The organism is Campylobacter sp. IFREMER_LSEM_CL2127 (assembly GCF_025771745.1).
In the GTDB taxonomy this organism is placed as follows: Bacteria; Campylobacterota; Campylobacteria; order Campylobacterales; family Campylobacteraceae; genus Campylobacter_D.
The window spans coordinates 60,329-81,688 of sequence record NZ_JAKMQV010000005.1; the positions used below are offsets into that span (position 1 = coordinate 60,329).

Below are 21,360 nucleotides of genomic sequence, written 5' to 3' on the forward strand. Positions count from 1 at the left end.
TTAAAATACCTTTTAAATTCTTAAAGGAAGATAAATGAATATAAGCTATGAAGATGCGGGCGTAAGTATAGACAATGGCAATGCTTTTGTAGAAGCAATCAAGCCTTTAGTAAAAGAAACTTTTAATGAAAATGTTTTAGGTGGCATAGGCTCTTTTTCAGGTGCTTTTGCTATGCCAAGTGGTTTTAAAAATCCTGTTATGTTAGCAGCAACTGATGGAGTGGGTACGAAGTTGCGTCTTGCTATTGATAGTCAAAAATTTGACACTATAGGTGAGGACTTAGTAGCAATGTGTGTGAATGATTTAATTTGTAATTTTGCTACGCCTTTGTTTTTTTTAGACTATTATGCAACTGCAAAATTAGATGTAGAAGTAGCTAAAAAAGTCGTAGCAGGGATTGCTAATGGTTGTAAAAAAGCAAATTGTGCCTTAATAGGCGGAGAAACTGCTGAAATGCCTGGAATGTATCATAGCAATGATTTTGACTTAGCAGGTTTTTCAGTGGGTATGGCCGAAAAAGATGAAATCGATAGAAGAAATTTTGTAAAAAATGGAGATATTTTACTAGCTCTACCTAGTAGCGGGCTTCATTCTAATGGATATTCTTTAGCTAGAAAAGTACTATTTGAAGCACAAAAGCTTAAGTTTGATGATAAAATAGAGGGTAAAAATTTAATCGATATTTTACTTGAACCTACAAGAATTTACGTAAAAGACTTTTTAAAATTAAAACCATTCATCAATGCACTAGCTCATATAACAGGTGGTGGTTTAGTAGAAAATTTACCTAGAGTTTTCCCAAGAGGAATAGGCGCAATTATTAGAAAACATCATCTAAAAACTCCTGAAATTTTTTACCAAATAGGCCAAAGTGTAGAAGAGGCTGAAATGTATAGAAGCTTTAATATGGGTGTGGGTTTAGTTATGGTGGTAGATCCATCTAATGTAGGAAAAGTTTTAGAAAGCTCAGATGCTTATGTAATAGGCGAAGTTGTATTAAATGAAGGGGTAATACTAGAATAATTCAACTCCCCAGAGCTTACTTAACACACATTAAGCTTAAAAGCATTAAAGCAATAAACTAAAGCTTTAAGCTTAATGTCTTAGAGTTTGCCTAATAAGGAGTTTTAATTTTAATTTAACATACTACTTAAAAGATATAAACTAATATACCTTAAACTATTACTAGATTATTTTTTTTCAAATCTTTTTTTGTTGTTTTGTAATTTTATTTCAAGCAAACTCTGGGCAATTAATTAAACACTAAGCCTTAAAAGGCTTAGTATATTTAGAATATAAAATCAAATTGCAAATACCCTGTATGAGAATGAGCATTGTTTGCAAAAGTGCCATTATAGTTAAATGACATATCTAAATCTTTTGCTAAAGAAAAGATTAAAGATGCACCAGCATATTGATAAGTTCTTGGTAAATCTAAAGTTTCACTTGCTTTTAAGTTTGCAAAGTTTACTCTTGAATCTACTTCAGGATTGAAGTTAATTCTTGCACCTGCTTCAAATGAAGTGCTAATTTGTGGGTGCCATTGATTAAACCATTTAATTGATGCTGTACTTGAGAAAAGATTTAATTTACTTTCATAATATCTTTCATGATTTAACGCACCTTCTCCATGCATACTAAATGCTTTTGTGAAACCACCTTCATAGTTTAATGATACTTCAGGTGTAATAACATTATTGATACCATCTAAATAAAAATTCATACCAGTACCTATACTTGCTCCATAACCATAAGTATCTGTATTACCATTAGCTTCTTTTTTTCCTTTATCGATGAATTTTTGTACATCATTTTTAGTATAAGCTACTTTAGTATGTGCTTTAACGAAAGCTTCTTTCATTTCATCTTCTAATAAAAGATTAGAATATTTCAAACCTGCATAAACTGTTTGCATTTTTAAAGAGAAATAATCTTTAGTATCCATATTAGCTTCTTCAGTTCCTAAATAAGCTCCTAGCATACCTATATCTCTTAAGGTATGAAAACCTGCTACTATACCTTTAGTATGTCCTTTAGAATAATCACTTGTTCCTAAAAGTTTAATACTATTTGATGAAAAATATGGCAATACAAAGCCATGATAATGTTCATCTGTGCTAAATCCCACTAAGTCTTTGTTTTTCTTATGATCATGTACTCTTGCATGTTTATATGCCATTCTTGAAGCATCATCCATTACAGTATCAATAAAGAATGATCTCATTATATAGGTATTAACTAAAGTTTGAGCCATAACAGAACCCACACCAGCACTTACATCAGCTAAGGTTTTATAAGTTCCTGAAATTGGATCATAAACTAAATTTAATAAATCATTGTTTGAACCAACATTACCAGGTTTACCTACTCCACCGCTACCGCTTGTATTATTATTAACTATATTATCAGGATTGATAGGTTTAGTTGCATCATAGTTTGGAGATGAAGTATCTACTGTGATATTGTCTATATTTGTAGAACCACTACCACTACCACCTACATTAATAACCCCATCAAAGCTACCATCTTCATTTGGCTGAACCACCCAATCACCTACATTTACATTACCACCACCATTATTAGTGATGTGATTACCATTGCTATCAGGTTTAACTGTACCTTGGTTATCTATGTTAATATCATTATTACCATTATTAACTATACCACCACCTATATTACCATTAGAACCATTTGAGATAGAAGTATTACCACCGTTTTCCCCTACAGTGATAGATCCACCTAATTCTCCATCATTTTTAATATCTAAATCACCATTGTTATTTTCAATAGAACCGCTGATAGAACCACTATTATTAATTGAGCCTAATTCTCCATCATTTTTAATACTACCACCTATATTACCATTACCGCTATTAGTGATATTACCCACAGAAGAACCTGATCCTACACTCACATCACCAGTGATTTGTCCATTGCCATCATTGACAATCTCTTCTACCTTACCACCTTCTTCTACTTTAATATCTCCACTAACTTCACCATTGCCACTATTTACAACCCCACCTACACTAGATTCTTTACCTATAGATATATTTCCTGTGATTTTTCCAAAATCACTATTAAAGATATTACCTACTTTCGATCCATTATTAACGCTAACATCACTGCTAATAAGCCCATTACCAGCATTAGAAATATTAGTAACTTCACTATTATTATCAACTTTAATACCACCTGAGATTTGTCCTTGTCCAGCATTTATAATATTTCCAACTATACTTTTATTGCCAACGCTAACATCACCAGTGATTTTACCAGTAGAAACTCCATCAGCATAAAAAGAATTTGCTAAAGTACCATTGATGATATTGCCAACTTTAGAGCTATTATTTACACTAACATTACCAGTGATTTCTCCACTTCCTGCATTGATGATATTACCTATCTCACTTGAGCTATCTACGCTAATGTTTCCTGTGATTTTTCCTGAGCCTGAATTGACTATACCAGCTATGTATGATTTATCTGTTAATTCTATAGAACCATTAATATTTCCTGTGCCTATATTATTAATATTTCCAAAAATTTTAGATTCATCGCTTAATTTTATAGAACCTTCTATTTGACCATTACCTTCGTTAATAAAATCTCCTATCATAGAAGCTTTATTTTTTAACTCTGTATCACCATAAATAATACCATTATCAGTATTTCTTATAGCAGCACCATTAGCATTATAATACATCATACCATTGCTTTCGGATGTTGCGGCTATGGTTCCACCATCTAGCTTAATACCACCTTGTTTATTAGTATTACCTAATGTTCCTTTATTGATAATACCACTACCGCCTGCTAGGGTTCCTGTTACAGTAATATCCTGTGTTAGTTTTTGCTTAGCTCCTATATAAAATCCAGCTGTACCACCACTAACTAAACCACCTAAATTGATTTTACCGATTTGGTAAGCATTTTTAGTATCGCTTAATACAATTCCATATCTTCCTGCTTGAATGGTACCTGTGTTTGATATATTATCTATAGTCATTGCAGATATATTAGCATTTGTTCTGCCATCTGAAAAAACAATACCATCGCGCTTTGCTATAATAGTTCCTGAATTATTAATGGTTTTTACATGGATTGAAGCATTAGTCCCCCAGCCTATGTCATGCAACTCAATACCATTACTTCCCGCATTAATAATACCGGAGTTGTCAATATTTCCTATTGTGACTCCTGAATATACTTTAATACCAGTAGTACCAGCTTCGATAGTGCCAGCATTTTTTATAAGATCTCCTTTAGCATAACGACCACCTCCAGTCCATGACATTCCAATACCTTCACCATTAGACTTAATAACACCATTTTCTTCATTTATAATAGTTTTAACTTCTGAAACAGAAGCCATTCCAGCAGATTTACCATCAATAAGACCTGAATTTGAAATTTGCTCAGTATTTCCTATAAAATAAATACCATATCCATTTGCAGAAGCTATAGTTCCTTTATTGTCTATTGTATTTACAGCACCACTATCGATTTGAATACCATTGCTACTACCACTTATAGTCCCACTGTTTTCTAAATTTTGCAATGTAGCACTATTAACTTTAATACCATGACTTCCATTAATAGTACCAGTATTTTTTAAGTTAGATATAGTAGTTCCACTTGCTATATTAACACCAACTCCACCTGTGGATTTAATAGTTCCACCATTAGTAAAATTAGTTATAGTAGTATTACCCAAATATATTGCTTCACCATTCCCTGATTGTATTAAACCTGAGTTTTCAAATTTTTCAATTGTTGATTTGTTGCTACCATTACCCCAAACAGTAATAGCAAATTTATTATTTCCATCACCTATTGTTCCACTATTGGTAAAATCTTTAATACTAGCACCATTTTGATTGTTTTGTCCTATATTAATTGCAGCACCATTTGATACTCCACCATTAACATTACCTGCATTATTGATAGTTACATTAGTAGCGCCTTGACTTACATTGATAGCGTTATTGTTATTATTAGTATTTATACTACCATCACTTGTAATAGTTAAAGTGCCACCATCTGTACCACTTATAGTAACACCATTATTAACAGCACTCCCTATATTACAAATTGTACTATTACATCCACCACCACTAATACTTTTAGAATTTTTTACTTGTTTGTTGTTATTGTTTGTAGTGCTTTTAGCTTTAGTGATAGTAATACTACCATTAGAAGCTTTATCACCTATAGTTGTTATACTAGCATTAGCACAAGTTGCTAAAAAAGATATAGTTGCTAAAGATAAGAAGGTTTTCTTAGTAAAAGAAATATTGTTTGATGTTTTTAAAGAGGATATGCTTGATTGAGAATTCTCAATTCCCCCCCCCCGTGAAATTTAACATTAAAACTCCTTTTGGAAATTAAAATTTGCGTAATAGTAATAAAAAATAATAAATTTTTTATAAATTTATATTATATATACATTAAAGATTTTTATAATTTATGGTTTTTTTGATAGATGAATTTAAAAGACATTAGGCTTATTTATCTTTTGTAAAATCTCTTAAATTTGCATAAATTTTCATACAAACATACTAGAGTAATAGCCTAAAGGCCATCACTCTAAATTTATGCAAAATACCAAGCTATTAGGATATTTAAAGCCATTCCTACAAGCAACATAGGAGTAGATCTTTTAACAATGGCTATAGGATCTAATTTTGCAAAGCCTGCTAAGGCTAAAATTCCACCCGATATCGGCGAGGCAGCACGCCCCAAACAAGAAGCAATCTCAAGTGGCAAAGCTAGCGAGATAGGATTAATCCCTAGTTTTTGAGCAATATCTGGAGCAAGTCTTCCAAAAGCATTAAAAGCAGCAATCCCACTACCCATAATCACACTTGCAAAATACACAATAAAGCTTAAAACTATAATAGTAAGCAACACAGCAGAAGCTCCCATAGAAGAAACTGCTAAGGCTAAATGTTCTATACCTTTTAACGCTTTAATACCTTCTGCAAAAATAGAAGCTGCAATGATAATACAAACAACACTTACAAAAATTTCTGCCATAGCTTTTAGTATCACCATCAAATCATCTGCAAGTTTTTTTGCGTCTTTATGTCTAGCATACTCTAAAATAAAAACCAAACTTATACTTAAAAAATTGGCGCTCACCACATCTAGCTTCACTTTATATCCATATAAATTTGCAAAATAAGCACCAAATAAAAACACTATAGGAAGCCAAGGCAAGAAAATATAAAATAAAGGACAATTTGGGTTTTTTATTTCCATATGTTCGATATTATCCACAACGCCTTTTGCTAAGTCTTTTTTATCCATATAACTATAATAAAACGGAATAAGCAAAGCTATCACAACAACATAAGCTATAACAGGATAAATTTGGTATTCAAAAAACATAGCAACAACATTTTCAATACCTACCATATCTGCTAAATTTATAGAATTTCCATCTTTAGGACCATAATCAAGTGCAATTAATGATAAAACCGATACAGCAGTGATAGGACGAATTCCTATGGCGATTAAAACAGGATAAATCGAAGCAAGCAATAAAAGTAACAATCCTGTGTAACTTGAAATAACTATTTTTAAAGCCATACCCACTACAAAAGTTCCACTTAAAACTAGGTATTTATTTTTAATCTTGCCTAGTGGTTTATTTGCTACAAAAGCTAACTTTGCCGAAGCATTAATGTGCTTCATATAAGCTGCAAAACCTGCAACAGACATTATAATAAGCCCCACACCAGCTAAATTTGTCTTAAAAGTTTGAGTTACAAAACCAAAGACATCAAAAACAGGATTTCCTAAGCTTTGTTTTAGCACAGACTCACCAGTCGCTAAAGAAATGATGATTAAGATAATAATACCTGAGAGAAAAAAAGTAAAGATAGGATTGTATTTTTTAAGAATAAAATAGGCTACTAAAAATACACAAAATAAAGTAGCCACGACAGAAAGAAAAACCTCCATAAAATCTCCTAATTTTTGTATTTAGTCTATTTTACGGGGTTTTTCTTAAAAAAACTTGATTATTTTACAGGGTGAAGTTCATTTGCATAAAAGCTTACTGAGTTCATGCCTTCTTTAATAGCCCATTCATAAGCTTTTGCTACAAATTCCCAGTTAATGTGCGCGTAGAATTTTTCTAAATACGCAGGGCGCGCATTGCGGTGATCTACATAGTAAGCATGCTCCCATACATCAACTACTAAAAGCGGAACTTTACCTTCAGTGATAGGTGTAGCAGCATTGCTTGTAGCTACTAATTCTAATTTTTGATTTTGAGTGTTATAAACTAACCAGAACCAACCAGAACCAAATACCCCTGTAGCTCCTTTAATAAACTCTTCTTTTAAATTTTCCATAGAGCCAAAGTCTTTTTCAACTGCTGCTTTAAACTCAGCACTCAAAGAACAGCCACAGCCACAGCATGTTTTTGGCTTAATGCAATCAAAATAAAAGTCATGATTATACACTTGAGCAGCGTTGTTAAAAACTCCACCATTTGAGTTTTGTATGATATAAACTAAATCTTTTCCCGCAAATTCAGTATCTTTGATAAGATTGTTTAGGTTATTTACATAAGTTTGATGGTGTTTGCCATGATGAAATGCAAAAGTTTCTGCACTTAAAAAGTCTCCAAAAGCGTCTGCTTCATAAGGTAGTTTTCTTAATTCAAACATATTGTTCTCCTTTTTTAAATTTATGGATATTCTAACATAGTTAAATTAAAAAAGACTAAATGAGTCTTTATTTTTCAAAAAGTATTACTTTGCCTTGCTCTAAGCTTTTTGCTACATCGATAATGCGTTGATTTTTACTACCTTTAAATTTTAAAGATAAGTCTTTTTGCTCTAAAATAAACTTCCCATCTATCAAAACATCAGCTAAGATAAGCAATTCTTTTTTTGATTTTTCTTCTAATAACTCTTCATAAGTAAAGCCTGTATATATGGTAAGATCAAGCCCTAAAGCCTTAATGTGTTTTGCTAGAATGCTTAAATTTTTTGCTTGCATAAAAGGCTCTCCACCACTAAAAGTAACACCTTGAAGCAAAGGATTTTTACAAATCTCATCATATAAACTCGCTAAATCTTGCAAATATCCTTTGTTAAAATCGTGCGTTTGTGGGTTATGACAGCCTTTGCAATGATGAGGGCAACCTTGAGTAAAAATCACATAACGCAAACCATAGCCATCGACTATGGATTCTTTTATAACACCAGCTAATCTAAGAAAAATCGTGTTTAATTCTTGCATGAACTTCAGCTTTTTTAGCGTCATTAAAACGATCAAGCGTTCCTACTAAATAGCCTGTGATTCTTCTTATGCGTTCAAATTTAATATCATCTTCTTTTCTATGGCACTTTGGACAAAACTCATCTATCACACCACTATAACCACACACTGGATCCCTATCTAGCGGGAAATTAATCGAGCCATAACCTATATTGCTTTCTTTCATACATTTTATAATGCGTTCAAAACTTTCTAAATTCTTACTCACATCGCCGTTTAATTCCACATAAGTAATATGCCCGCCATTATTTAGCTCATGATATGGGGCTTCTATTTGAATTTTTTCATATATGCTAATAGGAAAATCTACAGGAATATGAAAAGAATTGGTATAAAAATCTTTATCGGTTATGCCTTTTAAAATGCCGTATTTTTTTTGATCTAGCTTTAAAAATCTTCCACTTAAGCCTTCAGCCGGGGTAGCTATGAGTGAAAAATTAAGCTTATCTTTGAGTGCTTTTTCATCGACAAATTCACGCATAAAACGCACGATTTGTAAGCCAAGTTCTCTTGCTTCTTGGCTTTGTCCATGATGAGAACCTATCAAAGCTATTAAACTCTCACAAAGTCCTATATAACCTATAGCCAAAGTCCCATGTGCTATGATTTTTTCTACGCTATCATTTTCTTTTAAAGTATCTGAATCTATCCAAATTCCCTCGCCCATTAAAAATGGGAAATTTTTAATCTTTTTTAGACTTTGAATTTTATATCTATGAAGTAATTGCTCATACACAAGCTCTAATTTTTCTTTTAAAAGTGAGTAAAAAAGCTCTAAATTTCCTTTAGCTTCTATAGCTAAACGCACAAGGTTTATACTGGTAAAGCTTAAATTTCCCCTACCGCTTGTGATTTCTTTACTCTCATCATAAACATTTGCCATAACCCTAGTTCTACAACCCATATAAGCTACTTCACTATTATAATCGCCCTTTTTATAATATTTTGCGTTAAAACTTGCATCTAAAAAGCTAAAATTTGGAAAAAGTCTTTTAGAAGCACATTCTATAGCAAGCTTAAAAAGCTTGTAGTTTGGGTCTTTTTCATTATAATTAACACCCTCTTTTACTTTAAAAATTTGCACAGGGAAAATTGGTGTTTCGCCATTTCCTAAGCCTTTCATCGTGGCTTTGAGTAAATTTTCTATCACCATTTGCCCTTCAAAAGATATATCGGTGCCATAATTTAGCGTGCTAAAAGGCACTTGGGCTCCTGCTCTTGAATTCATAGTATTAAGATTATGCACTAAAGCCTCCATAGCTTGAAAAGTCGCATCTTGGGTTTGCTTTAATGCTCTTTTATAAGCATAAGCATTTGCTTGCTTTAAAAAATTCTCATCACTATTTAAATCAAGCCTTAAAAGCTCTTTGAAGCATTCTTTTTCGCTAAAAGCTTGAAAATTAGCATTTTTAAAGCATTGCTCATCTAAACTTTGTTCTAATTTTATTTCAAAAAAAGCATTTATAGCCTTTTTATACTCTTTTTGAAAAGTCTTTGCCACGCCTTTTGCCATAGCAAAATCAAAATTGGGTATAGACTGGCCTCCATGCATTTCATTTTGATTAGCCTGCAAGGCAATGCAAGCTAAAGAAGCATAAGATCTGATATCATTTGGCTCACGCAAGCTTCCATGTCCTGTGCTAAAACCATTTTCAAAAAGCTTTAATAAGTCTATTTGACAGCAAGTTTGTGTTAGCATATAAAAGTCTTTATCGTGTATGTGTATATCGCCGTTTTTGTGTGCATTTGCGATATGTTTTGGTAAAATACACTCATCTACATAGTATTTTGCGCCTTCTGAGCCATATTTTAACATCATACCCATAGCGCTATCTGAATTAATATTTGCATTTTCTCTTTTTAAGTCAGCTTCTTTAGAATCTTTAAAAGTTAAATCATCATATAAACTTAGCAAATCATAGCTACCATTGCGAATTTGTGCTCTTTTTTGGCGATATAAAATATAAGATTTTGCAGTATTGACTAAGGCATTTTTGATTAAAACTTCTTCAACTTTATCTTGAATTTGTTCTACTTGTATGTGTTTTTCATCCAGTAAAGCTACAACCTCATCGCAAAGTTTATCTAAAAAATCATTATTTAATTTTTCATCTGTGGAATTTATATTGGCTTTGAAAATAGCATTTTTGATTTTAAAAATATCAAATGCAACTTGGCTTTTATCTCTTTTTATAATAAATTTTATTCTCATGGAAATTTTCCTAAAAAATAATCTCTAAGCACTATAAAATAGCACTTTTAAAAGATAAGTTTAGTACAAAAACTTGATGAAAAACTTAAAGAAATAAAAGAAAAATTCACACAAAAAATGTGTGAATTTGATTATTTTAACTCCACGCCTTTTACAGCATAAAGTTTATCAATACCACGATTTCCAAACATTTTATCAGTATTACAATCTCTTTGGATATTCCACTCATCTAGCTCGTGGTGAAAATTTTTACAATTATGGAAAAGATAGGCCATGGTAATTACATTTTGCACATCCCAGCTTGCCACATTATGCTCATACGCATGGCAGTTTTCAAAACAATGTGCCATTCTGATTACATTAGAGGTTTTCCAGTGCAATAAAGAATGATTAAATTTAACACAATTAAAAAACATATAAGACATATCTTTTAAATTTTGTGTATTCCACTTTGATAAGTCTTTGTTGAAATTTTTGCAGTTAAAAAACATACTTGCCATATTCTCGACATTTGAAACATCCCAGCGTGATAAGTCTGCATTAAAACTTTCACAACAATAAAACATATAAGACATATCTTTAGCCTTAGATACATCCCAACGCTCAATACCCAAAAAATCTTTTCTAGTAGAACAATAAAAAACGAATGAAAAATCTTCTATCAAAGAAACATCAATATCTCTTAGAGAAATTCTTTCATTGTGCACCAAATTCATCAACTCATTTTTGTTTTTAACTTTATACATTTTGTCCCTCCTTTTTGTATATTTTAAAAAACAAGTGTGAAGTCAATATAAATTTAATGAAATTAAACAAAAGATTTGGAATATTAATAATTATTAATTTAAAATTAACTTAATATAAACATATATTTACAAAATAATAAATAATTATAAATAAATAGATGAATTTTGATAAAAAATGAAAAAAATAATACTGTGGAGAAAAATATAGAGTGGTGACCCATACGAGACTCGAACTCGTGTTACCGCCGTGAAAGGGCGATGTCCTAACCGCTAGACGAATGGGCCAATTTGCAGTTTGAAGACAAAATTATAGCAATTTTTACTTAATAATTATTTAAGACATCAAAAAATGCCTTAAATATCTATTTCTATCCCTACAGGAGCATGGTCTGAACCAAAAATATCATCTCTTATAAAGGCATTTTTGAGCTTATCTTTTAAGCCATTAGAAATGAAAAAATAATCAATCCTCCAGCCTACATTTCTTTCTCTTGCTTTCATTCTATAACTCCACCACGAATACTTTTCTTTAATATCACCATTTATATGTCTAAAAGTATCTACAAAGCCTAATTTTAATAAATCATCTATCCAAGCACGCTCAATCGGCAAAAAGCCTGAAGTTTTTTCATTAGCTTTTGGATGAGTTAAATCTATCTCACGGTGAGCAGTATTTACATCTCCACAGATAATAATTTCTTTACCTTCTTTTAAAAGCTTATCTAAATACACTAAAAAATCATTATAAAATTTCATTTTAAAGTTTAAACGCTCTTCATCTTTTTGACCATTTGGAAAGTAAATATTAAACAAAACTACATTTTTGAAACTATGTTCTAAAACCCTACCCTCATCATCATCAAAAAATTCACATTTTTTGACTTCACTATCAAAATTACACAAACTCATTACACCAGAATACCCTGCTCTTTTAGCACTATTTGAATACATATGTTTAAAAGGATATTCATAAATTCTTTTTGGAAATTTATCCTCGTGTGCTTTGATTTCTTGAAAACCTATAAAATCGATTTCTTCTTTTTCAATCCAATCCAGTGCGTTTTTATCACAAATTGCCCTTAGGCCATTTACATTCCATGATAATAATTTCATAAAATACCTTTACCAATCTTCTTTTGTTGCTATTTTATATGCGATTTATTAATTTTATTCAAATAGACTAAGTTTTTATTTTATTCCAAAGGAAAAAAATGCACCTAAAACTTTCATGGACAAAATTTACCCTGCTTAATACGATTTTTATCATGGCGTTTAATTTCCCGTTGTTTGAGTTTGTATATGAAAAGATAGATCAAAACACTATGCTTTTTAGTGTGTTTTTTGGAATTTATTTTTTCTTGGTTTTGGGTGTTTTATCTTTGGTATATTTTCCCTATATCACCAAAATTTTAAGCATATTTTTACTTAGCACTTGTGCTATTTGTAGTTATTTTGTTAGCAATTATGGGGTTTTAATCGATGATCATATGATACAAAATGTCGTTGAAACAGACAATAGGGAATTTTTTTCTTATTTTAATTTTTCCTTTGCTTTGTATATTTTAGTCTTTGTGATTTTTCCTAGTTTGCTTGTGATTTTTACTAAGATTGATTATCAAAAGTATTTTTTCAAAAAAAGTGTATTATTTTTGACTTCTTTGGTGTTTTGCTTTGCTTTAGTGGCTCTTAGCTCAAAAATACTTTTGCCTTTTTTAAGATCACACAATATCGTTAGAATGTATAATTTGCCATTTTACCCAATATACTCAAGCATAGAATTTACAAAGAAAAAGCTAGCAGGTAAAAAAGAACTAACTATCATTTCAAATGATGCAAGTTTAAAAGATACCAATACAACTAAGCTTATGATTTTAGTCATAGGTGAAACTGCTAGAGCGAGTAATTATTCTTTAGGTGGATATAGTACAAATGATACGAATTTTTATACCAAAAATGAGCCAAATTTAGTGTATTTTAACGATGTAAGCTCATGTGGAACGGCTACTGCAAGAAGTTTGCCTTGTATGTTTTCAAGACACAAAAGAGTAAATTTTGAAGATGGATTATACGAAGAAAATGTTTTAGATATCTTGCAAAAGGTTGGAATACAAAGTGTTTGGTTTGGTAATAATTCAGGGGGTTGTAAAGGAAATTGCGATCGTATAAAACACAAACTCATTGCAAAAGACTATGATGAAAGCTTACTTGAACTTGTAAAACAAGAACTTGAAAATGCAAATTCAAATAAAATCATCGTTGTACATTTACAAGGCTCACATGGGCCAACTTACTACAAACGCTATCCAAATGCATTTAAAAAATTTATGCCAACATGTGATACAAACGAGCTAAATACCTGCTCACACGAACAAATCATCAACACCTATGATAATACTTTACTTTATACAGACTTTATTATAAAAAGCCTTATAGATATGCTTAAGCAAAATCCTACCAAAGAAGCTTCTTTACTTTATTTATCAGATCATGGGGAGAGTTTAGGTGAAAATGGAATTTATCTTCATGGTATGCCTTATTTAATAGCGCCAAAAGATCAAAAACACATACCGATGATATTTTGGAGTAAAGATAGCAAATTAAGCCAAGATTTACAAAGCAAAAAAGACTATAAACTTTCTCAAGATAATCTTTTTTCAAGCTTACTGGGGTATTTTGGTGTAAATAGCAAAGAATATGAGGCAAATTATGATATATTTAGCAAAAATTTAAAGGAAAATCCTTAATGAAGCCGAAATATTCTTTATTTAAAAATGCAAGCTATGCCTTTAGTGGAATTAAATTTTTACTCCAAGATGAAATGGCTTTTAGGATAGAATTTGCCATTATTTTACCTTTGATTTTTGCAAGCTTATTTTTACCTGTGAGTTTTTTAGAGCATTTTGTGCTTGTATTTGTTTTGGTACTAATTTTAATTGTAGAAGCGCTAAATTCTGCTATAGAAGCTTGCGTGGATCTTTGCACGAGCGAATTTCACATCTTAGCTAAAAAAGCAAAAGATTGTGCGAGTGCTGGGGTGTTTTTTAGCGTGGTTTTAGCTATAATTACTTGGAGTTTTATTCTTTTTGATTTGGTTAGAGAATGGATGATAAAGTAAAAACGCTATGCGCAAAAATCTTTGGTAAAAAACGCTTTGAAATTTTAGAATTTTTAGCCCTTCATGCTAATGAAGATGGCTTTGTCTTTGCAAACATAGAAGAACTTTCTAAACAACTAAACATCAGCAAACCAACCATCATTTCTACTTTTAAATTTTTAGAAGAAAAAGCTTTGCTTGAAAAACTCAAAAACGGCTTATATAAACTCAAATAGGAGATAAAATGACACTTAAAAACCCTTTGGATATGCATTTACATTTACGCGATGAAAGCATGCTTGAACTTGTAGCTCCATTTAGCGCAAAAGACTTTAAAGCAGGGGTTATCATGCCAAATTTAATCACCCCACTTACCGAAACAAATGCATTAAAATCTTATAAAGAACGCATTTTAAAAGCGTGTAAAAATGAAGATTTTACGCCTTTGATGACTTTATTTTTTAAAGACTATGATGAGCAATTTTTAGAAAAAATCAAAGATGAGCTTTTTGCCATAAAACTTTATCCTGCAGGTATCACTACCAACTCAGATAATGGAATTTCAAGCTTTGATATAGAAAAGTTAAAACCCACATTAAATGCTATGAGTGAGCTTGGACTGCCTTTGCTTGTGCATGGAGAAACAAATGATTTTGTAATGGATAGAGAAGCAAATTTTGCTAAAATTTATGAAAAATTAGCTAAAAACTTTCCAAAATTAAAAATCGTAATGGAGCATATTACCACTAAGGTTTCATGTGATTTGTTAGAAGATTATGAAAATTTATACGCAACTATCACTTTACACCATTTGATGATAACGCTTGATGATGTAGTGGGCGGTAAGATGGATCCGCATTTATTTTGCAAGCCTATTGCAAAACGCTATGAAGACAAAGATGCTTTATGTGAGCTTGCTTTTAGCGGTTATGAAAAGGCTATGTTTGGAAGCGATAGTGCACCTCATCCATTACACACTAAAGAATGCTGTGGGTGCGCAGCTGGTGTATTTAGTGCGCCAGTGATTTTACCTGTATTGGCTGAACTTTTTGAAAAACACTCAAATGAAGCAAATTTACAAAAATTTATTTCAGATAATGCTTGTAAAATTCATAATCTTAAATTTGAAAAAGATAAAATCATCACTTTAGAAAAACAAGAATGGCAAGTAGCGCAAAAATACGGTGATGTAGTGCCATTTATGGCAGGAAAAACTTTAAATTTCAAGGTTATTTAGCCTTGAAATTTAATTAATAATCAGAAGTTTTATCTTAGCTTCTATAAGCTCTTCTACCTCATCTTTTACAAAGCTTTCTAACTCTTGTTTATTTGCATTAACACCATTCATACTCAAATGCCACAAAGCATTTTCTATCGCACTTTCTTTATCTCTTTTTACCACTCTAGTTTCGTTAAAAACTTCATACTCATAAGGGATATTTTGCGCATTTAAAAAACTTTGTAAGTCACTTTCATAAAAACCTTTAAAATGCGTATTAAAATGCTCAAATATAGGATCTAAAAAGCTACTTTTACGCCTACTTGCCCAGCCTAAATACACCTTTTTAGAAGCTAAGCTTAAAAAAGCTTTATAGTCTTTTTCATTTTGCAAAGCAGGAGACATACTTAAAAAGGCTAAGTCAAATTTCGTGTTATTGTTTTTATAAAAGTTTTCAAAATCTAAATTTAAAGTTTTTACATTTGATATAGCATGAGTTTTTGCATCTTCTTGTAAAATTTCAAGCATAGCACTAGAGCTATCTACACCCAAAATACTTTTTGCTTTTTGTGCTAAATGCAAAGTCCAAACACCACTCCCACAGCCTATATCTACCACGCTTTTATCTTGTAAAGATCCAAGTCTTGAGAAAGTAGCTTTTTGAATTTCGTTTAAACTAGGATTATACCTTGCGTAGCTTTTTGCTTTTTTATTCCATAAATTCATCTTCACTCCTTATTTTTTCTAATATAGTATAATATTTTTTTGTTTTTAGAAAGGAAAATTATGCGTGTATTGTTTTTGTGTTTGATTTCATTTTTAAGTATATATGCCAAAGATTTGGTAAGTGTTAGTATAGCTCCACAAGCTTACTTTGTAAAGCAAATTGCCAAAGATACTTTAGATATTAATATAGTCATACCACCTAATGCAAATGAGCATACTTTCGAATTTAAACCAAGTGGTATTTTAAAACTTGAAAAAAGCGATATTTACTTCACAGCAAATTTAGAATTTGAAAAAATTTGGATTTTAAAACTTAAAGATAATCTCAAAAATACCAAAATCATCTCTACTCAAAATGGTATTGATTTTATACCTTTGCAAGAGCATGCACATGAAGGACACCATCATCATGGAGATGACCCTCACACATGGCTTGATCCACTTTTAGCAAAAACTCATGCTAAAAATATCACTTTAGCACTTATAGAACAATACCCGAAAAATAAAGCATTTTATGAGCAAAATTTAGAAAATTTCTTAAAAGAAATGGATGCATTAAATTTACAAATACAAGCTTTATTTAAAAATGCAAAAAACAAGCACTTTTTAGTCTATCATCCATCTTGGGGGTATTTTGCCAAAAGATATCATCTAAGCCAAATTCCTGTTGAAATAGAAGGAAAAGAACCTAAACCAAAAGACTTAGCTAAGCTTGCAAAACTCATACAAAAAGAGCAAATAAAAGCTATTTTTGTACCAAAAGGAGCTAATAACAATACCATTAAAGCTATGGCAAGTAATTATAATCTTAAAATCATAGAACTTGATCATTTGCCAAGTGATTATAAAAATGAGCTTTTAAAAGATGCAAAAAATATAGCAAGCGTTTTACAATGATAAAAATCAATATTAAAAATTTAAACTTTTCATATAATCAAGATGAGGTTTTAAAAAATATCAACCTAAACTATGAAAACAAAGACTTTTTAGCCATAGTAGGGCCAAATGGCGGGGGCAAATCTACACTTTTAAAACTCATACTAGGCTTACTAAATAGCCATAAAAACATAAACTTTGAAAACTTAAGTTTAAAAGATATAGGTTATGTCCCACAAAATACTTTAGCTAATCCAAACTTTCCAGTACGCGTGCTAGAAGTGGTGATGATGGGAAGGGTGGATAAAAAATTCTTTGGTTTTTATACCAAAAAAGATCAAGAGCAAGCCTTGCTAGCCTTAGAAAAAGTAGGTATGAGAAATTTTTGGGATAAAAAAATCAACGAACTAAGTGGAGGTCAAAGACAAAGAGTTTATATAGCAAGAGCTCTAGCAAGTGAATGCAAACTTTTAATCCTTGATGAGCCTACTGCAAGTATAGATACTAAAGGCTCTGTGCAGATTTTTGAGCTTTTGAAAAAATTACACGAAAGCGGGGTTGGCGTGATAGTAATATGCCATGATTTAAATGTAAGCTTAGCTTATGCAAATAAAATCGCGTATTTAAATAAAGAATTATTCTTGCATGAAAACACCCCTGAAAAAAAGGCACATTTACTAGCGCATTTAAGCCAAAATCACACGCATTTTTGTGATGTGGAGCTTAGCTTGGAGCAGTGTTGCTGTGAAGGAAAAAACCATGCTTGAACTTTTATCTAGCTCTTTTATACAAAATGCTTTTTTGGCTGCATTTTTAACTAGCATTGCTTGTGGGATTATGGGGACTTTGATCATGATCAACCGCTTAAGTTCTATGGCAGGAGGCATTACACATGGGGCTTTTGGGGGTATAGGTATAGCATTTTATTTTGGTTTGCCAGTGCTTGTTAGCACGAGTTTATTTACTCTTTTTTTAGCCTTGCTTGTAGCGTTTTTAGTCCAAAAATATCCTTTTAGAAGTGACAATATAGTCGGTGTTATATGGGCTTTTGGAATGGCTGTTGGTATCATACTCATAGACTTAACCCCTGGGTATAATGGTGATTTAATGGGATATTTGTTTGGTAGTATTTTGTCTGTACCTACACAAGATATAGTTTTATTTGCAGTGATTGATGTGATTTTTATCATTTTAGTATTGCTTTTTTATCGTCAATTTGAAATTCTAAGCTTTGATAAAGAATTTGCAAGCTTAAGAGGGGTTAAAACCAATCTTTTTCACTATCTTTTAATCGCGATGATGGCTTTTTGTATCGTTATAAGTATCAAAGTAGTAGGACTTATACTTGTGATAGCTTTGCTTAGCATACCTGCATTTATCGCCGAGAGCTTTTCTAAAAAGCTTGGACAAATGATGATCATCTCTACGCTTTTGAGCATAAGTTTTTGCGTGATAGGGCTTTTTATAAGTTTTTATTATAATCTTGCAAGTGGAGCATGCATTATAGCTAGTGCTTGTATAGCTTTTGTGTTTTATCTTTGTTTTAGTGCTTTTTTAAAGAAAAGTTGAAATTTACTTTTACTTTAAAACGCTATTTTCATGTACTCTTAAAAAACTAGCAAATTTTGGCTTGCCATTTTTGGTTAAGCCGTTGTATTTAAAAGTAATGATAGCACCAATTGGTGGAGGGTTTAAGCGATCGCTTTCTTTAAAGCCCGAGCCTATCTTAAAACTTACTTTTTTACCCTCAATCACTGCTTCACAAAGCAAAGATCCCATTTTGCCTTCAAATTTTCCCTTACCTTTAAAATGCTTTTTTACAACACATTCTGTATCATCAAAAGGTTTTAGTTTAAAAGCATTGTTTGATCTTTTCTTTTCATAAGGTGCGTTGTTTAATCTTATGATCACACCCTCGCCTTTATGCGAAATGATATCTTGGTAAAATTGCTTTAAATGATTTTTATCTTTAATGCGAATTTGTGGGATGATTTTTATAAAATCATTTGGATTTTTAGCTAAATACTTTTTTAAAACTTCCAATCTTGCTTCTAAAGTACAAGGATCAAGTTTAAATTCTTTGCAAGCATTTGGCACATCAAAGACATTATAACTTACTTTTTGCCAGAGTTTTTCATCGGGATTTTCTTGGCGTATTAAAGATGAAATTTCTTCAAAAGAAGCTCTTTTTACCCAAAACTCTCCATCTAATTCGAATTTAGGAAAATTTTTTGTGAAAAACAAAGGGAGTTTTATGGCATTTCCTGCCCTTGTTTGCATAGACTTACCGCTCCAAAGCCCTCTTACGCCATCAAGTTTTTCACTCATAAGATAATGACTTAAATTTACATCTTTAAATGTTTTTTCATCATAGACTTTAAAAAGTAAAATATCTTTTGCAAAAAGAGAATTAAAAAAAGGAATAAAAAGAAAAACAAGGCTTATAAAAAGCCTTGCAGTAAGATTAAAGTGCTTTTTTAGCAGCATCTGCTATTTTAGCAAAAGCAGCTGCATCATTCATCGCTAAATCAGCTAAGATTTTTCTATCAAGCTCAATGCCTGCTTTTTTAAGACCATTTATAAATCTTGAATAACTAATATCATTTAGTCTGCAAGCTGCATTGATACGTACTATCCAAAGACGACGGAAATCACGTTTTTTGCGGCGTCTATCACGATACGCATAAACCAAACTTCTTTCTAATTGTTCTTTAGCTTTTCTAAAGTGTTTGCGGCGACCACTATAAAAACCACGCGCAAGTTTTAAAACCTTTTTATGTCTGCGGCGTCTTACAACACCTGTTTTTACTCTTGCCATATTTATCCTTTCACAAATTGGCGTTCGTTAAACGAATCTTGCCCTTTAAAAATAAGGGGAGTTTGAATGACTTTCGTCAAAAACTAAATTTAAGCGAGCTTAAATTCCTAACATTTTTTCAACCGCTTTAACATTGGTTGAGTGAACATACTTAGAAGTGCGAAGATCACGCATTCTTTTAGCAGGTTTTTTAGTCAAAATGTGGCTTCTATAAGCAGCGCCTCTTTTGATTTTATTTTTACCTACTTTGAAGCGTTTAACAGCACTTTTAACGCTTTTCATTTTTGGCATGTGTATCCTTTGGATCAATTTTTTCATAAAAGAAAGCTATCATTTTACTACAACTATGCTTTAGAAAAATTAAATTTTTATATGACACAACCTGTCACAAGGGTTAAATATAATTTATTCAATATTTCACAAATAAGGAGAAAAAATGCTACCTTTAATATTAGGTGGAGTAGCTTTAGCTGCAACTGGATATGGCATAAAAAAATGGTACGATAAAACTAAAGAGAATGATGTTTTCAAAAACAACAATAAAAGTTTTAGCATGCAAGATAATAAAAAAACATACACTGCAAGTGATTTTTACAAACCTAACTCAATATTCAACGAAAAGCAGGATACTCTAAACAATAACAAATCAAAAGAAGATGAAGAAATAGCTATAAAAATGGAAGCTGTATTTGGAAAGCAATTTTAGTAATATACACTAAAGACTATCTATCATAGCAACAAACAATCACATTAAAAGGAGTTGTAAATGGCGGTTGTAATTGGCATTATAGTCATGATAGCTACTGCTATATGGACTATTGTCTGCGGAGCCTTTTGGGCTTTATTTATATTTATATTATGGTGCGTTATATTACCAAGTTTATTTTTAATAGAAAAATACGGAATTATAAATGTAGTAGTGTCTTATGTGCTAATTTTATCAGGTGTAGTAGTGCTTGCAAGAATAATTAAAAAAAGTAAATAATACTAAACAAAACCTTGACAATACGGGGGGGGGGTATTGATATAATTGACATAAAAAAATAATAAGGAGGGTTAAATAATATTAAAACATAATTTTCCTTGCACTTCATGTGGAGCATGCTGTAAAAATATTAATGGCATTGAAGAGTTGAAACACTTTAATATAAATGGTGTTTGCATTAATTTACAAGAAGATAACTCTTGTAAAATTTACAACGAAAGACCCTTAGTATGCAGAGTGGAAGATTTTTACAATAAATATTTTAAAGACACTATGAGTAAAAAGGATTTTTATAACGAAAATATAAAAATATGTAATTTATTGCAAGATAAATTGAAGCTAGATAAAAAATACAAAATAAATTTAATAACAAAGGAGATTTAAA

23 protein-coding genes and 1 tRNA gene are annotated in these 21,360 nt (G+C 31.3%); 12 read left to right on the forward strand and 12 right to left on the reverse strand.

Annotated features, from left to right (window positions below; all coding sequences use genetic code 11):
- The first annotated feature begins 34 nt into the window (after positions 1-34).
- Positions 35-1,024: a phosphoribosylformylglycinamidine cyclo-ligase gene (gene purM, locus L8V77_RS04925; protein WP_214098353.1), complete on the forward strand. Its 990-nt coding sequence runs from the start codon at positions 35-37 to the stop codon at positions 1,022-1,024.
- A gap of 265 nt (positions 1,025-1,289) precedes the next feature.
- Here purM and L8V77_RS04930 read toward each other — a convergent pair whose 3' ends face one another.
- Positions 1,290-4,718 (reverse strand): hypothetical protein, encoded by a 3,429-nt coding sequence (locus tag L8V77_RS04930; protein ID WP_263706967.1) that lies wholly within the window; start codon positions 4,716-4,718, stop codon positions 1,290-1,292.
- A gap of 259 nt (positions 4,719-4,977) precedes the next feature.
- Between L8V77_RS04930 and L8V77_RS04935 the strand changes: the two genes are divergently transcribed.
- Positions 4,978-5,334, forward strand: coding sequence for a hypothetical protein (locus L8V77_RS04935; RefSeq protein ID WP_263706968.1), 357 nt, complete (start codon positions 4,978-4,980; stop codon positions 5,332-5,334).
- A 262-nt stretch (positions 5,335-5,596) separates the two neighbouring features.
- Here the strand turns inward: L8V77_RS04935 and dcuC are convergent, their stop codons facing one another.
- The 7 genes from dcuC to L8V77_RS04970 form a co-directional block, all read right to left on the reverse strand.
- A complete protein-coding gene (gene dcuC / locus L8V77_RS04940; RefSeq protein WP_263682886.1) occupies positions 5,597-6,970 on the reverse strand; it encodes a C4-dicarboxylate transporter DcuC in 1,374 nt (457 codons plus the stop codon).
- A gap of 59 nt (positions 6,971-7,029) precedes the next feature.
- Positions 7,030-7,683, reverse strand: a complete 654-nt coding sequence (gene sodB, locus L8V77_RS04945; RefSeq protein ID WP_263706970.1) for a superoxide dismutase [Fe] — start codon at positions 7,681-7,683, stop codon at positions 7,030-7,032.
- A gap of 67 nt (positions 7,684-7,750) precedes the next feature.
- Positions 7,751-8,260 (reverse strand): anaerobic ribonucleoside-triphosphate reductase activating protein, encoded by a 510-nt coding sequence (gene nrdG, locus L8V77_RS04950; RefSeq protein WP_263706972.1) that lies wholly within the window; start codon positions 8,258-8,260, stop codon positions 7,751-7,753.
- Positions 8,232-10,511 (reverse strand): anaerobic ribonucleoside triphosphate reductase, encoded by a 2,280-nt coding sequence (locus tag L8V77_RS04955; RefSeq protein ID WP_263706973.1) that lies wholly within the window; start codon positions 10,509-10,511, stop codon positions 8,232-8,234. Before L8V77_RS04955 ends, nrdG begins: the two co-directional genes overlap by 29 nt.
- A gap of 131 nt (positions 10,512-10,642) precedes the next feature.
- Positions 10,643-11,257, reverse strand: a complete 615-nt coding sequence (locus L8V77_RS04960) for a BspA family leucine-rich repeat surface protein (RefSeq protein ID WP_263663709.1) — start codon at positions 11,255-11,257, stop codon at positions 10,643-10,645.
- A gap of 210 nt (positions 11,258-11,467) precedes the next feature.
- A tRNA-Glu gene (locus L8V77_RS04965) sits at positions 11,468-11,542 on the reverse strand.
- A 69-nt stretch (positions 11,543-11,611) separates the two neighbouring features.
- Complete coding sequence (locus L8V77_RS04970; protein WP_263706975.1) at positions 11,612-12,370, reverse strand: exodeoxyribonuclease III; 759 nt, start codon at positions 12,368-12,370, stop codon at positions 11,612-11,614.
- A gap of 98 nt (positions 12,371-12,468) precedes the next feature.
- On the opposite strand from L8V77_RS04970, the gene L8V77_RS04975 reads away from it, so the two are divergent.
- The 4 genes from L8V77_RS04975 to pyrC are packed head-to-tail and all read left to right on the forward strand — an operon-like array spanning position 12,469 to position 15,588.
- Positions 12,469-14,001 carry a phosphoethanolamine transferase gene (locus tag L8V77_RS04975; RefSeq protein ID WP_263706976.1) on the forward strand — a complete coding sequence of 511 codons (1,533 nt, stop codon included), beginning with the start codon at positions 12,469-12,471 and terminating at the stop codon, positions 13,999-14,001.
- Complete coding sequence (locus L8V77_RS04980; RefSeq protein ID WP_087699066.1) at positions 14,001-14,372, forward strand: diacylglycerol kinase; 372 nt, start codon at positions 14,001-14,003, stop codon at positions 14,370-14,372. Before L8V77_RS04975 ends, L8V77_RS04980 begins: the two co-directional genes overlap by 1 nt.
- On the forward strand, positions 14,357-14,587 hold the full coding sequence (locus L8V77_RS04985) for a helix-turn-helix domain-containing protein (protein ID WP_039617109.1): 231 nt from the start codon (positions 14,357-14,359) through the stop codon (positions 14,585-14,587). Before L8V77_RS04980 ends, L8V77_RS04985 begins: the two co-directional genes overlap by 16 nt.
- An 8-nt stretch (positions 14,588-14,595) precedes the next feature.
- Positions 14,596-15,588 (forward strand): dihydroorotase, encoded by a 993-nt coding sequence (gene pyrC, locus L8V77_RS04990; protein WP_263706977.1) that lies wholly within the window; start codon positions 14,596-14,598, stop codon positions 15,586-15,588.
- Between the two features lie 9 nt (positions 15,589-15,597).
- On the opposite strand, the gene L8V77_RS04995 is transcribed toward pyrC, so the two are convergent.
- Positions 15,598-16,296, reverse strand: a complete 699-nt coding sequence (locus L8V77_RS04995) for a class I SAM-dependent methyltransferase (protein ID WP_263706978.1) — start codon at positions 16,294-16,296, stop codon at positions 15,598-15,600.
- 60 nt (positions 16,297-16,356) lie between these two features.
- On the opposite strand from L8V77_RS04995, the gene L8V77_RS05000 reads away from it, so the two are divergent.
- Genes L8V77_RS05000 through L8V77_RS05010 form a run of 3 tightly spaced genes read left to right on the forward strand, consistent with a single transcriptional unit; the run spans position 16,357 to position 18,741 of the window.
- Positions 16,357-17,193: a metal ABC transporter solute-binding protein, Zn/Mn family gene (locus tag L8V77_RS05000; protein WP_263706979.1), complete on the forward strand. Its 837-nt coding sequence runs from the start codon at positions 16,357-16,359 to the stop codon at positions 17,191-17,193.
- The gene (locus tag L8V77_RS05005; RefSeq protein ID WP_263706981.1) at positions 17,190-17,939 is read left to right on the forward strand and encodes a metal ABC transporter ATP-binding protein; all 750 of its coding nucleotides are present in this window, start codon (positions 17,190-17,192) and stop codon (positions 17,937-17,939) included. Before L8V77_RS05000 ends, L8V77_RS05005 begins: the two co-directional genes overlap by 4 nt.
- Positions 17,932-18,741, forward strand: a complete 810-nt coding sequence (locus L8V77_RS05010; RefSeq protein WP_263706982.1) for a metal ABC transporter permease — start codon at positions 17,932-17,934, stop codon at positions 18,739-18,741. Before L8V77_RS05005 ends, L8V77_RS05010 begins: the two co-directional genes overlap by 8 nt.
- Positions 18,742-18,750: 9 nt before the next feature.
- Here L8V77_RS05010 and L8V77_RS05015 read toward each other — a convergent pair whose 3' ends face one another.
- The 3 genes from L8V77_RS05015 to rpmI all read right to left on the reverse strand — a co-directional run bounded on the left by L8V77_RS05015 (position 18,751) and on the right by rpmI (position 20,281).
- Positions 18,751-19,659, reverse strand: a complete 909-nt coding sequence (locus tag L8V77_RS05015) for a DNA ligase (RefSeq protein ID WP_263706983.1) — start codon at positions 19,657-19,659, stop codon at positions 18,751-18,753.
- Complete coding sequence (gene rplT / locus L8V77_RS05020) at positions 19,637-19,990, reverse strand: 50S ribosomal protein L20 (protein ID WP_039617097.1); 354 nt, start codon at positions 19,988-19,990, stop codon at positions 19,637-19,639. The genes L8V77_RS05015 and rplT overlap by 23 nt, the downstream gene beginning before the upstream one ends.
- A gap of 99 nt (positions 19,991-20,089) precedes the next feature.
- Positions 20,090-20,281: a 50S ribosomal protein L35 gene (rpmI, locus tag L8V77_RS05025; RefSeq protein WP_039617094.1), complete on the reverse strand. Its 192-nt coding sequence runs from the start codon at positions 20,279-20,281 to the stop codon at positions 20,090-20,092.
- Positions 20,282-20,426: 145 nt separating this feature from the next.
- Here rpmI and L8V77_RS05030 point away from each other — a divergent pair, with 145 nt between their 5' ends.
- The 3 genes from L8V77_RS05030 to L8V77_RS05040 all read left to right on the forward strand — a co-directional run bounded on the left by L8V77_RS05030 (position 20,427) and on the right by L8V77_RS05040 (position 21,359).
- On the forward strand, positions 20,427-20,696 hold the full coding sequence (locus L8V77_RS05030; protein WP_263706984.1) for a hypothetical protein: 270 nt from the start codon (positions 20,427-20,429) through the stop codon (positions 20,694-20,696).
- A 60-nt stretch (positions 20,697-20,756) separates the two neighbouring features.
- Positions 20,757-20,975, forward strand: coding sequence for a hypothetical protein (locus tag L8V77_RS05035; RefSeq protein ID WP_039640451.1), 219 nt, complete (start codon positions 20,757-20,759; stop codon positions 20,973-20,975).
- 78 nt (positions 20,976-21,053) lie between these two features.
- On the forward strand, positions 21,054-21,359 hold the full coding sequence (locus L8V77_RS05040; RefSeq protein WP_139471045.1) for a YkgJ family cysteine cluster protein: 306 nt from the start codon (positions 21,054-21,056) through the stop codon (positions 21,357-21,359).
- The last annotated feature ends 1 nt before the right edge of the window (position 21,360 follow it).